The 16,088-nt window shown below is 46.9% G+C and carries 11 protein-coding genes and 1 pseudogene; 6 read left to right on the plus strand and 6 right to left on the minus strand.

Annotated elements, in window-relative coordinates; all coding sequences use genetic code 11:
* A pseudogene (locus FTU55_RS13360) lies at positions 1–75 on the plus strand (IS6 family transposase); the annotation flags it as partial.
* Between the two features lie 298 nt (positions 76–373).
* Here FTU55_RS13360 and ssb read toward each other — a convergent pair.
* The 3 genes from ssb to FTU55_RS13375 all read right to left on the minus strand — a co-directional run bounded on the left by ssb (position 374) and on the right by FTU55_RS13375 (position 3,591).
* A complete protein-coding gene (gene ssb / locus FTU55_RS13365) occupies positions 374–940 on the minus strand; it encodes a single-stranded DNA-binding protein (protein WP_045795510.1) in 567 nt (188 codons plus the stop codon).
* Positions 941–991: 51 nt separating this feature from the next.
* Entirely contained in the window at positions 992–2,356 is a 1,365-nt protein-coding gene (locus FTU55_RS13370) for an MFS transporter (protein ID WP_104483896.1), read from the minus strand.
* Positions 2,357–2,508: 152 nt separating this feature from the next.
* Positions 2,509–3,591, minus strand: a complete 1,083-nt coding sequence (locus FTU55_RS13375; protein WP_005180731.1) for a DUF475 domain-containing protein — start codon at positions 3,589–3,591, stop codon at positions 2,509–2,511.
* Between the two features lie 267 nt (positions 3,592–3,858).
* Here FTU55_RS13375 and tenA point away from each other — a divergent pair, with 267 nt between their 5' ends.
* Both tenA and uvrA read left to right on the plus strand, forming a co-directional pair.
* Complete coding sequence (gene tenA / locus FTU55_RS13380; protein WP_180047354.1) at positions 3,859–4,536, plus strand: thiaminase II; 678 nt, start codon at positions 3,859–3,861, stop codon at positions 4,534–4,536.
* A gap of 247 nt (positions 4,537–4,783) precedes the next feature.
* Positions 4,784–7,615, plus strand: a complete 2,832-nt coding sequence (gene uvrA / locus FTU55_RS13385; RefSeq protein ID WP_005180735.1) for an excinuclease ABC subunit UvrA — start codon at positions 4,784–4,786, stop codon at positions 7,613–7,615.
* Positions 7,616–7,713: 98 nt separating this feature from the next.
* Here the strand turns inward: uvrA and FTU55_RS13390 are convergent, their stop codons facing one another.
* A complete protein-coding gene (locus FTU55_RS13390) occupies positions 7,714–9,420 on the minus strand; it encodes a GGDEF domain-containing protein (protein ID WP_180047356.1) in 1,707 nt (568 codons plus the stop codon).
* A 1,221-nt stretch (positions 9,421–10,641) separates the two neighbouring features.
* Between FTU55_RS13390 and omp33-36 the strand changes: the two genes are divergently transcribed.
* The gene (gene omp33-36, locus FTU55_RS13395; protein WP_255209518.1) at positions 10,642–11,532 is read left to right on the plus strand and encodes a porin Omp33-36; all 891 of its coding nucleotides are present in this window, start codon (positions 10,642–10,644) and stop codon (positions 11,530–11,532) included.
* 65 nt (positions 11,533–11,597) lie between these two features.
* On the opposite strand, the gene FTU55_RS13400 is transcribed toward omp33-36, so the two are convergent.
* Positions 11,598–13,565: a choline BCCT transporter BetT gene (locus FTU55_RS13400; protein WP_171431569.1), complete on the minus strand. Its 1,968-nt coding sequence runs from the start codon at positions 13,563–13,565 to the stop codon at positions 11,598–11,600.
* 172 nt (positions 13,566–13,737) lie between these two features.
* Positions 13,738–14,418: an ion channel gene (locus FTU55_RS13405; protein WP_005180739.1), complete on the minus strand. Its 681-nt coding sequence runs from the start codon at positions 14,416–14,418 to the stop codon at positions 13,738–13,740.
* A 99-nt stretch (positions 14,419–14,517) separates the two neighbouring features.
* Here FTU55_RS13405 and FTU55_RS13410 point away from each other — a divergent pair, with 99 nt between their 5' ends.
* Positions 14,518–15,042, plus strand: coding sequence for a DUF697 domain-containing protein (locus FTU55_RS13410; RefSeq protein ID WP_005180740.1), 525 nt, complete (start codon positions 14,518–14,520; stop codon positions 15,040–15,042).
* Positions 15,043–15,045: 3 nt separating this feature from the next.
* Positions 15,046–15,939: a hypothetical protein gene (locus FTU55_RS13415; protein WP_180047358.1), complete on the plus strand. Its 894-nt coding sequence runs from the start codon at positions 15,046–15,048 to the stop codon at positions 15,937–15,939.
* The last annotated feature ends 149 nt before the right edge of the window (positions 15,940–16,088 follow it).

The raw sequence follows: 16,088 nt of genomic DNA on the forward strand, positions 1-16,088 counted from the left end.
GGACAAGCATCGTCATTTTATTATGGTCAGCCTCAGGGTGAAGTGTGTCTAATCAACAGGGTTTTCGGTCTCTAAGTACTTTTTAAAGGGAACATCATCGACTCAAATCTCTATTTGCAACAGTGCCAATTTGGATAAGTCATAGGAACACCCTCACTATTCAAAAGAACAGCGAATCTCTCACCACTACTCATTACAAATCTTTTAACAGACATCATGGTTATATTTAACAAAATATCTAAGTATTAAATATCATAGATCATAAGTAAAAAAATTTACAGAACCATTTCTAGTATCTGTAAATTTCTTTTGTAAATAACTACTAATAAAGAATAATTTTATAAACTTTACAAAACATAGTCTCTAGGGTGTACTAAAACGGTAAGTCATCATCCAAATCTGCCGGTGCAGGCGTTGCAGCAGGAGCTGGTTTCGGTTGCTGATAACCGCCCTGGTTGCCATAGCCACCACCAGCATTATTGTTGTTAAAACCGCCTTGAGCCTGCGGCGCATAGCCACCCTGGTTGTTATTGCTATAACCACCGCCCTGGTTATTGTTAAAACGTGGCTGATTAAAACCGTTATCGCCCTGCTCACCTTGCTGACGACCCGAGTCCAGCATCTGCATTTGCTCGCCACGAATTTCTGTGGTGTAGCGTTCCTGACCATTCTGATCGGTCCACTGACGGGTACGCAGCGAACCTTCAATATAGACTTTTGAACCTTTGCGTAAGTATTGCTGCGCAATTTCACCTAAACGGTTATGCAGCACAATACGGTGCCATTCGGTTTGCTCTTTACGCTCACCGGTGGTTTTATCGGTCCACGCATCACTGGTGGCAATAGAAAATTGAGTAAGCGAGCCACCATTCGGGAAAGTTTTTGTTTCTGGATCTCGACCTAAAGTACCAACTAAAATGACCTTATTTACACCACGCATCAGCTGTATTCTTCCTATTTGTTTCTATTATTTACTTTATAAGAGTTATGCTTAAATGGCTACCTCTTTACCCAACAAGTGCGTTAATTGTTGTCGCGCAGCATCATCAATTTGCTGTTTATCGACTTTTATATAGGCAACTTGCTGTTCAGACATCACCACGACTTCTTCAATACCATGAATGGCCAAAAGTTGAGAAGTCCACTCATCCGTTTGTTTGGCCTCAGGCAGGCGAAATACCATCGACGACAGATAACGCGGCTGGGCCAGACCAAAACTCATCAGCAGCCAAATTATAGCAACTGCGGTCAGAATACTCCAACCCATCGCCGTGTTATTCAGCAGTAACAGTTGCCCGCCAATCATGCCGCCAAAGAAGGCACCGAGGAACTGGCTGCTGGCATTGACGCCCATTGCAGTGGCTTTGGATTGAATCGGTGCCGCTTTCGATAACCAGGACGGTAACAATGCTTCCATCACGTTAAAGGCAATAAAGAACAGGCCCAGTCCAATCAGCAGGATATATTTAGATTCAAAACCAAAAATCATCACGATCAGGCCAAGAATAATCCCGCCAATCGCGGTCAGGAAAATACCGCGCATTTTGCGATATTTTTCCGCCAGAATAATACTGGGGAAGGCAAAAAACAGACTCAGCACCAGCAGCGGCAAATACACCCAGCCATGACTGGACAATGGCAGACCGGCATATTCAATCAGCTGCGGCGGTGCATAAATAAACATCGCCGTTAGCAGTAAATGCAGGGTAAAAACTGACAGATGCAGGCGGTTTAAATCGCCCATTTTTAGCACCTGTTTGAGCTGCGGCAAATAGCCCTGCTGGAAATTACGATGATGGCGCGTGACTTTAGGCACCAGCAGCAACATGGCAATGGCCGCCAGTCCCATAATGGTGGTCACCCAGAACAGCCCGGAAATACCAACCAGTCCGGTCAGCCACGGCCCGGCACTAAAGGCAATCACGAAGGATAAACCAATACTCATGCCCATCATGGCCATGGCTTTGGTGCGCTGTTCTTCACGGGTGACATCGGCCAGTAAAGCCATCACCACGGCAGAGACTGCGCCGCCACCGGCAATGGCCCGGCCAATGATGACCCCATAAATGGTCTCTGACATTGCAGCAATGGCACCGCCTAAAGCAAACAGTAACAGTCCAAGCACCACCAGCGGTTTACGGCTATAGCGATCAGCAATCAGGCTAAATGGAATCTGTAAGATGGCCTGGGTCAGACCATACACCCCAACCGCCAGACCAATTAAGGTCGGGGTTGCATATTGATAGGATTGCCCTGCCACCGAGAAAACCGGAATAATCATGAACAGACCCAACATGCGTAAGGCAAAAATACTGCTTAAGGCAAAAGTTGAACGGCGTTCTAAGGCATTCATCATATCAATAGGCTAAGTGCAACAATTTTGTATGCGAATATCCTACATCATTCATGCTGCAGATGCTGCGATATTCAGCACAATATTCTGCATCTGAACTACCAGTCATAAAAAAAGGTGCAATTGTTTGCACCTTCTTCCGATCAGACTGCAACTTAGTGCAGTGCCTGACGTTTTTTATATTGAATTGAGGCAAATACCGCCCAGACAATAAAGGCCACACCAATCAGGCCGGTGACCACTTCCGGGACATGTAAACCGGTTCCGCTGGCAATCATGATAAAGGCCAGCGCACCAATCGCATAATGCGCACCATGTTCCAGGTAAATATAAGCATCCAGGGTGCCTTTTTCTACCAGATAAATGGTCATCGAACGCACGAAAATCGCACCAATCGCCAGACCGAGCATGATAATTACCACATCCGAAGTAATCGCAAAGGCACCAATTACGCCATCAAAACTGAACGAGGCATCCAGCACTTCCAGATACAAGAAGCCACCAATACCGGCTTTCACCACACCGGTTGGTACGCCATTTTCATCATGACGAATCGCATTGCCATTTTCATCGACTTCAGGTTCGCCACCCAGTAAATGACTCAATACCTGTACACCAATATAAATCACGATGCCCCAAATGCCGGCCATGGTCACCACCAGACGTTTGTCCTCAACCACATTGGCCGCCATGATCAGCAAAGCCACCAGTGCAATAAAGACCGACATGGCCGGTACGCTGGCCAGATTGGATAAACGGCGCTCAATCCAGCGGAACCAGTGGGTGTCTTTTTCATCATCGAGGAAGAAGTTCAGGAACACCATTAACAGGAAGGCACCACCAAATGCTGCAATTTCAGGATGATGCGCCATTAATTTGGCCGAATATTCTTTCGGATTATTCAGTGCCAGCTGCACCACTTCCATCATGCCCATATCGGCTGTGACGGCAACAATCACCACCGGGAAAATTAAACGCATACCGAATACGGCAATCAGAATCCCGACCGTCAGGAACAGCATTTTCCAGAAATGGTCCCAACCGCGCAGGACTGATGCGTTAACAACCGCGTTATCAAACGATAACGACACTTCCATAATGGCGAGAATGGCCGTAATGGTCAGTGCTGTGAACATGGTTTTCAGGCCTGCTTCCGGGCCGTGGGTATAGCCCCAATAAGCAGACAAACCGAGACACACGATCGTAAATGCAATAGAGAAACCAAAATGTTTCATCATGACAAATCGACCTATGACATTATTAGATAAAGAAATTCGGTAAATATTAAACTTGAATTACACCGAATGCGCCGCGTGCATCCTGCTGAAGACATGCAGGACCTCGGCGATAGAGATATGGCCGCTATTATGACGCTTTTTGATGACGATGCCAAAACACTTCGTATGCTTTTTTGTTTATTCTGATACAAATCAAAGCGGCTCATCTTTGCAGCGCAAGTATGCTAGTCTTTGGGCATTGATCTTGATGCTTTACAGGAACCGGACATGCGTTTTTCTGAACAATTGTGGCAACAGAATTTAGAACTGTATCAAAACACCCTGGCCCTACCCTTTAACCAGGAACTGGCGCAAGGCAGCCTAAGTCGTGAGGCCTTTAGCCACTATGTGATTCAGGATGCGCATTATTTACTGGCCTATGGCCGCGCGCTGGCGGTGTGTGCTGCCAAAGCCTTTGATGCCGATGATGTGATCCAGTTTGCCGAAGCCGCCAAGGTAGCGATTGTGGTAGAACGTTCACTCCATAACGGCTTTATGCAGGATTTTGGCATTAGCAAGGAACAGTTTGAAAATACGCCGCTGACCCTGGCCTGCCATCATTACACCAGTTATCTGGTTGCCACTGCCTGGTCGGAGAGTTATCCGGTGGTGCTGGCCTCATTATTGCCATGTTTCTGGATTTATGCCGAAGTCGGTAGAGATATTGTCGGCAACTCGGTCGCCAACAACCCATATCAGGCTTGGGTCGATACCTATGCCGGCGAAGAGTTCCATACTGCGGTGCGCAATGTGATTGCCACGGTTGACCGCGTGGCCGAGCGCTGTGATGCTGACACGCTGGCAAAAATGCGTCAGGCCTATACCCGTGCCGCTGAACTGGAATGGCTGTTCTGGGACAGCGCCTATGCACAGCGCAACTGGCCGGGTCTGGACAGTCGCAACTAATCTTTGATCACTCGCCCTGGTGCAGGATCAGCAGACTTGCACCAGAGCCGACAGCTCTCTTTCATTCTTGTGCGCTTTGATCCCTACATTCTTTATCCTGACAATTTTTATCCTTGTCGTTTTCAGATCTTGGCCTTTATTTGCAATCAACCGACATAATTTGACGAGAAATACCTTAAGCCTGCACTTGAACATTTTTCATGCGCTATCATATAGAGGTTTTAAATGAATTTTCTAGGATCATTGCATGAGCCAAAGTCATATCCGTATTCGAGGCGCACGTACCCATAACCTGAAGAATGTGAACCTTGATATTCCACGCGACAAGTTTGTGGTGATTACGGGACTTTCCGGTTCAGGTAAATCTTCCCTGGCTTTCGATACCCTGTATGCCGAAGGTCAGCGCCGTTATGTCGAATCGCTCTCGGCCTATGCGCGCCAATTCCTGTCACAAATGGAAAAACCGGAAGTCGACTCGATTGAAGGCTTAAGTCCGGCCATTGCCATTGAGCAGAAATCGACCAGTCACAACCCGCGTTCTACCGTCGGCACCATTACCGAAATTTATGACTATTTACGTCTGCTCTATGCACGCGTGGGTACGCCCTACTGTCCGGAACATGACTTGCCTATGGTGGCGCAGACCGTGTCTGAAATGGTCGATGTGGTTAAAGGTCTGGAAGAAGGTACCGCCCTGCTGCTGTTAGCCCCAGTGGTACGTGAACGTAAAGGCGAATATACCCATCTGTTTGAACAACTGCAAAGCCAGGGTTTTGTTCGTGCCCGGGTAGATGGCGAAATCATGGAGATTGATCCGCCGCCAGAACTGGACAAAAAGAAAAAACACAGCATTGAAGTGGTGGTCGACCGCTTTAAAGTCCGGGATGATTTGGGCAACCGTATTGCCGAAAGTTTTGAAACCGCTTTACGTTTAGGTGGAGATATTGCGATTTTATCGTGGATGAAAGGTGAACATCCGGACCGGGTGTTCTCGGCCAAACACTCCTGCCCGGAATGTGACCGTGCCGTGGCCGAACTGGAACCGCGCCTGTTTTCATTTAACAACCCGTTTGGTGCCTGTCCGGTCTGTGATGGCCTGGGCACACGAAGCCATTTTAGTGCCGACAAGCTCATTCCCAATCCGGAACTTTCTTTAAGCCAGGGTGCAATTCGTGGCTGGGACCGTCAGCGTCCTTATTATTATGGCATGCTGCAAAAAGTTGCCGATCATTATGATTTTTCCCTGGATACGCCCTGGAATGAACTGGACAAAGACACCCAGAAAAAATTCCTCTACGGCAGTGGCCGGGAAAAAATTGACCTGAGCTATGTCGATGAACGTGGTCGTCGTCACAACCGGGTACAGCCGTTTGAAGGAATTTTGCCACATCTGGAACGCCGCTATCGTGAAACGGAAAGTAATTATGTCCGCGATGATCTGGCGCAGTATCTCTCCAATGCCGCCTGTGATGCCTGTGACGGCTCACGTCTGAATGAAATTTCGCGTCATGTGCGAGTCAAAGACAAAACCATCAGCCAGATTACCAAAATGTCGATTGGTGACGCCGAGCATTACTATCAGAACCTAAATCTGGAAGGTGCCAAAGGCGAAATTGCCGACAAGATTTTTAAGGAAATCCGTGAACGTCTGCACTTTCTGGTCTCAGTCGGCCTGAACTATTTGAGTCTGTCACGCTCTGCCGAAACGCTCTCGGGTGGTGAGGCCCAACGCATCCGTCTGGCGTCGCAGATTGGTGCCGGTTTAATGGGCGTGATGTATGTGCTGGATGAACCGTCTATTGGTCTGCATCAGCGTGATAATGACCGCCTGCTGGAAACCCTGATTCGCCTGCGTGATCTGGGCAATACCGTACTGGTGGTCGAACATGATGAAGATGCGATTCGCGCCGCAGACCATATTATTGATATCGGGCCGGGCGCCGGCGTGCATGGCGGGAATGTGATTGCCGAAGGGACCTATCAGGAACTGGCGGCCAATGCCAATTCCCTGACCGGTCAATACCTGTCGGGCAAGCTCAAGATTGAAGTGCCGAAACAGCGCACCCAGCCACCGAAACCAGATGAGCAGATCAAGCTGATGGGCGCCTGCGGCCATAACCTGAAAAATGTCGATCTGACCCTGCCTTTAGGCGTGATGACCTGCGTTACCGGGGTATCCGGTTCGGGTAAATCGACCCTGATTAACCGTACCCTGCTGCCATTGGCCGCAACCCAGCTGAATGGCGCCACCACGCTCAGCGCGGAAAAGTTTGACACCATTGAAGGACTGCAATTCCTGGATAAAGTGGTGGATATTGACCAGAGTCCGATTGGCCGCACCCCGCGTTCCAATCCGGCCACCTATACCGGTCTGTTTACCCCAATTCGTGAACTGTTTGCCCAGACGCCTGAAGCCAAAGGCCGCGGTTATGCGGCGGGCCGTTTCTCCTTTAACGTCAAAGGCGGACGCTGCGAGGCCTGTGAAGGTGATGGCATGATTAAAGTCGCCATGCACTTCCTGCCGGATATGTATGTCCCCTGTGATGCCTGCCATGGCAAACGCTATAACCGCGAAACCCTGGAAGTGCATTACAAAGGCAAAAATATTTCCGATGTGCTGGAAATGACGGTCGAAGATGCCATGCATTTCTTTGATGCCATTCCGGTGATTCACCGCCGTCTGGAAACCTTGAATCAAGTCGGTTTAGGTTATATCCGTCTGGGTCAGTCAGCCACCACCTTATCTGGTGGTGAAGCGCAGCGGGTCAAACTGGCACGCGAACTGGCAAAACGGGATACCGGTAAAACCCTGTACGTGCTGGATGAACCAACCACCGGTCTGCATTTCCATGACATTGCCAAACTACTGGACATCCTGCATGAGCTGCGCAACAAGGGAAATACCATTGTGGTGATTGAACACAATCTGGATGTGATTAAAACCGCAGACTGGATTGTGGATTTAGGCCCGGAAGGTGGTGCCGGCGGTGGGATGATTATTGCCGAAGGTACCCCGGAAGAGGTGGTGAAAGTGAAAGCCTCCCATACCGGAAAATTCCTGAAACCGATGTTAAAATAAAATGAAAGGGCTCTGAGGAGCCCTTTTCTTTGTTATTAGATTCACCTGAAAAATATCAAGATATATATTTAAAATATTTTTCTATTTTAATTTACGGTTTAGAGCATACTTTCCACCCTATTCCGCCCCTTCTCTTTGGCCTTAAATAAGGAGTGATCTGCCCGGCCAAACAGTTCCATCCAGCTGCCTGCATCTGCGGCGACCCCGGCACTGACAGAAATATTTAACGGCGTGTCCAGTCCCGGCAGGGTCAGAACATTCTGGCTAATTTCCTGACGTAATTTCTCGGCAATACTCAAGGCCCCGTCCAGATCAATCTGCTCAATCAGAATCAGGAATTCATCGCCCCCATAACGCACAATCAGATCAGATGAACGCACACTGTGTTTTAACACTTCGGCAATTCCCTGAATCACCCGGTCACCGACAATATGCCCATACTGATCATTGACCTCTTTAAAGTCATCAATATCAATAATAATTAAACCGGTTTGATGGAGCTTGTCCGGATTCTGATTCAGATATTGAATATATTCTTCCAGCGCCAGACGATTGGAAACCCCGGTCAGGGTATCGGTATTGGCCATATTGCGTAGCTGGAATTCCAGCAAATCCCGTTCAGCCAAACGTGCCTGCAACTGCTTGAGCGCAGCAAATAAAGAGGTGGGTGAGGAATCTGGAGCTGTGGCCGTCTGCGGCTGGGCTTCGGATAGTTCTAAAATCAGATCCCGCGCTTCAATTAAAGGTTTAAATACCTTAAAACGCGCATAGACCATGGTAAACAGGGCCGCCAGCAAGGAAATAATCGACACCGACAGCGTCAGGATAAACTGCTGCCAAGCCGCATGACGCTCCTGCTGAGCCAGCCAGACACTATAATCCAGCAGATATTTCTGCAGATTCACCACTGTCGTAAATTTATCAACAATCTTCAGAGTCAATTCAGTTCCGCTTAATGAATACGGGCGCGCATGCAGACTTTCTTCAATCAGCTGGCTGACAATGGGAACCCCCTGATCCAGATATTTTTGTTTAACCTGTTGATGCAGTCCCAGATATTCAGGCGTTTTGTGCTGTTCAGGCTGAATCGAGTTGACCAGATCCCATAAATAATAAGACTGTCGCTGGCTCTGTAAGGAATAGGCCAGGTTCTGTTCAGAAATCGGTTCTTTAAAAGTCACTGCCGCCATAATCGTCGAGGCCAGACGTCCGGCCTGATCACGTAAATCGGCCAGTACCAGAATCAGACTATAGGACTCCGACAGCATGGTCTTTTTGCCTTCCGACTGCATCATGACATGCTTCAGCACCTCATAGACTTCATCCCAGGCACGAAACATGGCCTGAATGGCCTGATCCAGCTGTGCTGAACTGCGCTGGGCATAGGGTTGTGCTGCATAGGCATCCACCGCAGCACGTCCTTTTGCCAAAGCCGGTTTTAAATCGGTGGTCAAGGCATTGGCCTGTGCAGCAAAACCGGCGCTATTTAACAATTGCATGGTGTGTTCAATCTGCAGATCGACCCGCTCTCGAAACAGGGTCAGCTCTTTCAGGTTGGCACTGAGTTCATCTGGAGTACTGGACATGACCTTATTGGCCGGACCACGTTCGCGTGAAATCTCGTTAGCCAGATCGGCCACATGACGTAAGACAGAAATTTCGGTCAGCACCACATCGGACTGCTGATAAGAGCGATAACTCTTCAGCGTCACCGGAACCGAAATAAACAGAATCGACAGGATGATAATGAGCATAGAAATAAACAGACGCTGCTTAGTATTCTCTGAATGCAAGCGATGGGACATGTTTATAACCTCACTACCATGAGCATGAACTGAACGTATTGAATCAACAAAGGCAGAGCAACGACCTGAAGCGGATGACCACACTGCTGAGGAAAAAAATAACAGGACAGCGGCAGCGTTCATTCAACTATAAGTCGAATAAATCAACAAGATAACTAAAAAATTGTGACAAGGTTAACAAATTTATTGATTAAATTGAATAAAAACCGACGAAATTAGAGTAAGTTTCTATTTTTTTTGAAGGGCAACCGAGATTGCATCCTCTTAAAAATTAAATATAAGAAACTAATTTATATAATGAAAATAAGGTTTTAAAAATTGTATAAAAAATTAAAGAAAACATTTTACAGCTGCATCAAATAAGTGCATAATGCACCACATTGGGGCGACTTTAGATATTCCTCAGCAGAATTTTAAATTTTCCCGCAAATTTTGGCTAAAAAATCCCGGTTTTCGTTGAAAACCGGGATTTTTTTATGGTCATATATTCAATAGCGCTTTTTAATTCAAGAAATATTGCACCAACATAATGCACAATAAATTTATACTTAAGCGGTTTTAATCCTGACTACAGGATTCAGGCATAAAAAAAACCCAGCCTTGGGGAAAGCTGGGCATATAAAAAGTAAAACTTTGTGGAGAGTCTCAGTGCAGTTCCTCTAACCTCTAGTCCTGCATCAAGAAAAATCATGACCGAAATCACAATTTCGATAAAGCTGACCAAACGGTATAACTTTACCTAGCCATTATGATACTTATTACACTTTTTGTAAAGCCTATTAAAATAGTCTGCTTTTAGTTTAACCAGTATTAATAGTCAGCGAATTTAGACCTATAAAAACCAGAAAACGTAGAAAAAAAGTAAAGCGTTATCAATTTCAGCTACATAATCTTGGTCTTAAGTTTCATTTTTTAAGCTTTATGCGCTGCTTTTCACATTTTTATTAGATTGCTTTTATAGATAATTTATATTGAATCAATTCATATTAACTATAAAGAAAAGTGAGGCAGCAAACACTTTTCTTTCGCAAATGAGATTTAGCCGCTTGTTCTTTATACACTTTTTAGGTTGACAACAGATTTATCAATTGACTACTTTTTCGCCTATACATATTTTAGAGCAATTACTCAACTAAATAATCTCCTTTGTCTTCATTGACTTAATAAATTGTTACAATACAATGCCTATTGTTTAATCCATTTTTAACAAAACTGGTAACTATCATGAAAAAACTCGGTTTAGCCACAGCTTTATTATTAGCCATGACCGGTGCTCAAGCGTACCAATTTGAAGTTCAAGGTCAATCAGAATTCCTAGATACAACTGAAAACGATCAAAACTTTACTGGTGCAGTTCAAGGTACTTACTACTTCAAAAATGTTGATTCAACTAAAGGGCCTTTAGCTGAAGCTGCATTTTTAAACCAAGCATCTAACTTTTCTTTAGCTTACCAATATGGTCAATACGATGCGCCACGTGAAGGTGGTCGTTCAGATGTAGAATCTCATGTTTACGGTGCTAAAGCTGAAGCTTACATTCCGACAAAATTCGTTCCAGCCTATGCAAGCGCTTCTTATAGCCACACGCACAACGATGGCAAAAATGAATTTACTGCTGATGACAATGGCGACCGCTATGCATTAGAAGTGGGTGCATTGCTAGCACCAAACTTTCTGGTTGCTGTAGGTTATACCAGCATTGCTGACACAATGGCTGTTGATGCCTTCGGTACACTTGCAAATGGTGCAGTTAAAGCCGTTGGTGAAGCATTAACAATCAATGAAGATCAAGATGCTATTACTGCACGTACTAAATACGTGGGTGCAATTGATGGTACAAACATGGCAATCGGTTTTGAAACTGGCCTTGTTTACGGTGAAAGCACAGCGTACAACCTGAAAACTGATCTTTACTTAACGCCTGCTCTTAGCGTAGGTGCTTCTTATGCTGAAACTAGCGGTGATTTCCTAATTGATTCAGCTTGGGGTGCAAACGTAAACTACTTCATCACTCCAGCAGTTGCAGTTGGCGCAAGCTATGTAAATGCTAACGCTGAAAATGCAGCAGTAGATACTCAAACTGTTGGCTTAAATGCTAAATTCCGTTTCTAATCTGATTTAGAAACTGATGTAAAAAAGACGCTCTATGAGCGTCTTTTTTTGTTTGAAAGAAATGATTATTCCGGACTACGTACAATACTCAGGAAATATAAATGCCGTTCATATTGATCCAGGATATCCTGCAGTAAATCTTCCTGGGTCCAGTCCATTACATCGTAGTTCTGCCCGCCCTCTCTTAAAAATACCTCGGCCTGATAAAATGGTGCATCGGCCGTAACTTCTGGCATAAAGCTCGGCGGCACAGTTTCACGGGACACCACCTGATAAATAAAGTTAATCTCATGCTGATGATCGACCTTTAAACGCAGGCCATCTTCCAGCGAATCAATCGACACAGTCAGATGCCGCTTCTGGAATTCCTTTTGAATATTCTCAAAAGCCTGCTGTACCTGAATCTGAATATACTGTTCTACCTCAGCCTGGCTATGCGGATAATGCATGATCAGCCCCAGACGCTGTTGCCAGCTGCGTGGATTATGAATGGCGCGCGGCGTAATCCGCGCTTCCTGCAAGGCATTCATTTTGGTGACATCTAGCCGTAGGGCTTTGAGCAGGCCCCAGCACATCAGCAGCAGAATGAGGGTAAATGGCAAGGCACTCATAATGGTGGCCGACTGGAGCGCACTCAGGCCACCGGCCAATAGCAGGATAATCGCCAGCACCGCCATCAACACGGTCCAGAACAGCCGTTGCCAGACCGGAGAATGTTCTGTTTTTGCAGTGAGAAAATCTGTGACCAGCGCACCCGAATCTGCCGAAGTAACAAAAAACAGCATCACCAGCAGGGTCGCCAGCAGACTCATGATGGAAGCAAAAGGCAGATTACTTAAAAACTCAAACAGGGCCACCGAGGAATCCTGCTGTACCGCGGTCATCAGTTGCAGGTTCGCCTCATGCAAAATGCTATTCAGCGCGGCATTGCCCATAAAACCCATCCAGACCAAAGTAAAACCGGTTGGAATCAGCATTACTCCCACAATAAATTCACGGATACTGCGTCCTTTGGACACCCGGGCAATAAACAGTCCCACAAATGGCGACCAGGAAATCCACCAGGCCCAGTACATGATGGTCCAGCCCCCAATCCAGCCACTCGGTTGATAGGCATATAAATTAAAGGTCATATGAAACAGATTCGAGGCATACTGACCAATATTCTGAATGGTGGTTTGCAGCAGATAGATACTCGGCCCCGTTATAAATACAAATAACAGCAGCACCACCGCCAGCACCAGATTCAGCTCTGACAGCCGTTTAATACCTTTGTCCAGACCAAAAAACACCGACAAAGACGCCATGCTGCTGACCACAATAATCAGGATCATCTGGGTACTGGCACTTTGTTCAATCCCGAATAAATAATTTAAGCCGGAATTGATCTGGGTCACGCCAAAACCCAAAGTGGTGGCAATTCCGAAGACAGTACCGAGCGTGGCAAAGGTATCAATCCCATCTCCGAGCGGGCCGTAAATTTTTGAGCCAATCAGCGGATACAGGGCCGAACGGACTTTCAGTGGCAGATTGTGCCGGTAAGCAAAATAAGCCAGCGCCAGCCCGACCAGCGCATAAATGGCCCAGGCATGAATGCCCCAGTGGAAAAAAGAAATACGCATCGCCTGCTGCGCTGCCTGGATGGTGGCCGGCTCACCGACCGGTGGCGAGACATAGTGCATCACCGGTTCAGCCACGCCAAAGAACATCAGACCAATGCCCATCCCGGCGGTAAACAGCATCGCAAACCAGGAACCCTGATGATATTCCGGCTGGCTATGGTCCGGACCGAGCTTGATTTTGCCCATATCGGACAGTGCAATATAAATCAGCAGAATCAGGAATACCGCCACTGACAGTACATAGAACCAGCTAAAAGAATCAGTAATCCACTGGTTCATGCGCTGGGTCAGCAGTTCAAAACTATTGGGCGCCAGCAGCACCACCGCCAGAAAAATCGCAATAACCGCGACCGTACTGATAAATACATTCGGATTGATATTGCCCCACCAGGGCAATTTTTCGGAAGGCATAACTCCCCCATTTTATTTTTAAAGATGATAGACAGACGCTTTAGGTCCGGGCAGCATTCACCGCAAAGGTGAACAAAAGATGAGTGTCGTGAGCTTAAACTCGCGCACAGCTTAGTCCTCTCGCAGCAGAAACACTATTGAACTGCTGTAACACAATAGCCCAAGCCGATGATTAATCTTTATTTCTGGGCAAATGACGAATGTATTGCAGGGCAATCAGCCGGGAAACAATTAAGGCCAGATACATCACCCCGCAAAACATTTGCAGCATGGCAATCACCCGTACTGCCGGACCAATCGGCATCAGGTCAGACAGGCCGGTGGCAGACTGCAAACTGAAACTCAGAAACAGTAGATCCAGCCAGCTTTGTAAATCTGGTTGGGTCGGATGATAAAAACTGGAAGGATCCAGTATCTGGCAAATATTGTAAACAAAGGCAAACGCCCAGGCAATTAAGGTGAATACTGCGCCGGCGGCAAACAGTTCATCGCGAGTCAGGTAACGGTCTTCAAACATATAACGCAGCAAACCATAGGCCGCACTTAAATAGGCCGCGGCTTCAAAGGCATGACTAATCACCAGTACGGTCGGGTTATTAACCCCCAGCACAATCAGCAGAGAAAAGAACAAGGCGCCCGTGACAAAGCTCAGCCCTAAAAAAGTAAACATCGGGGTCTGACGAATGACTTTGGCAATTAACAGCAATACCACCACGCCCAGCATCCAGATCAGCACGCGATAGGTGGCATGATGACTGAGCAGCGACAACACGAGAATAAAAAACTGCATTAACAGCAGCCAGGCCGAAGGCAACAGCCGGAATCCTTTCCATAAATCAATGAATGCTTGCATGGGCACATCCTGGGTATCTTGGTGTAATGCGGACATCACTTTCTTTTTTGTTCTGATTACCATAGCATGCTTAAAAGCGCAGACAGATCACTCCTTTGTATGAAAATTACAGAAAAAGTACGTCAAGAAATCACCCAGATTGAATTCCGGGATGACCTTTCTCAGGATAAAAAAATTGCCAAAATCACCCATCTGGCCTGTGCCACCTGTGCCGGTGTCGCCATTCAGCCCCTGCCTTTTGCCGATATTCTGATTCTGACACCCTTACAAGGCTACTTTGCCAGCCGGATTGCTGCCATTCACGGTATTAAACTGACCGACAATGAAGCGCTGGACTGGGTCAAGGAACTGATCGGGCTGGTGGGTTTGGGCATCGCCGCGCAGCAGATTGCACTGGGGGTCTGGAAAACCGTGACCTTTGGCTTTGGCGGCCTGCTGACCATTCCACTGGTCTACGGCCTGACTTTTGCGATTATGAAAGTGGCTGATCTGTATTTTTCCCATAAAGCCCGTAATGAAAAACTCAGTGAGGAACGCATTAAAGCGGTATGGAAACAGGCGTTCCAGCAAGGTAAAAAACAGGGACAGGCTCAGGCAGAGCAGCTGCAACAGCCAGAGGATTAAGCCATGACCCGATCGTCCTCTCCGATTCACTATCTCCGTAAAAATTTTGATGCGCTGGCCATCACCACCGTATTGGCCAAACTGGCCTGGAACACGCACACGCCGCAACTGACTGAAACAGATCAGGCGGTACTGGCTGCATTAAGACGCAGCCATGCTGAACTGGCAAACGCCCCTCTGGAAGATATTCAGGCTTATTTACAGGGTTTTGATGAACAGCAGATTGTCGGGCTGGTATCGACGGTCAAAGGCATGTTGCATGACATGGAATTTGTACGGCTAGACCATGAAGATGGCGACAGTCTATATGCCGCGTATCTGGACCAGCACGACCATACCGATTTTGATGTGCTTCTGGCCGATCAGCACAGCGGCGAAAGCTGGCAACTGCAACTAAAAGCCATCGAAGGTACTGGCACCGGCAAAGACTGGATTGCTGCCCCTCCTGAAGAAATGTTGCTTGCCACTGAAGAAATCGCGGCACAGTTGGGTCTGGAAAGTTCTGGTCTCAGCACCAAAGAGCTGACCCAGAGCGTGGAAGATGCGATTGATGTAATTGTTACCGCCAAAGACCCGAATGATGAACATTTCTGGGACTACTTTCCGGCCATCTCCGTGGCCAGTGTTTCACTGGCAATTTATGAACTGTTCCGGCGCTATCAGCAGCAGGAAATCAGCTGGTCAGAATTTAAATGGATGGCGGCCAAAGTATCTGGCATCAAGGTCAGTAAAATTGCCTTTATTGGTCTGCTGTTGGGTCTACCGGTGGTCGGTCAGGTCACGGGTGCCTACCTGGTCGCCAAGCTGTTACTGAATGCCAAAGCCACCTGGTTTGAAAAAGAATCAGCGCTGTATCGCAAACTACAGGCCTACTGGGCCAGCAAGCAAAAACCGTAGCCATAAAAAAAGCCCCTTTGTGGTAATGCCAGTCAGTTAAGCAAATTTTAGTAAAATGTAGTAAAAATGAGTGTATGTAAATACGCTCATTTTTTTATGTCTTTATCTGAACATTTAGAATCCACTCTTGAACATGCTCTCCCATCACT

Source organism: Acinetobacter sp. YH12117 (genome assembly GCF_013418865.1).
Taxonomy (GTDB): Bacteria; Pseudomonadota; Gammaproteobacteria; order Pseudomonadales; family Moraxellaceae; genus Acinetobacter; species Acinetobacter indicus.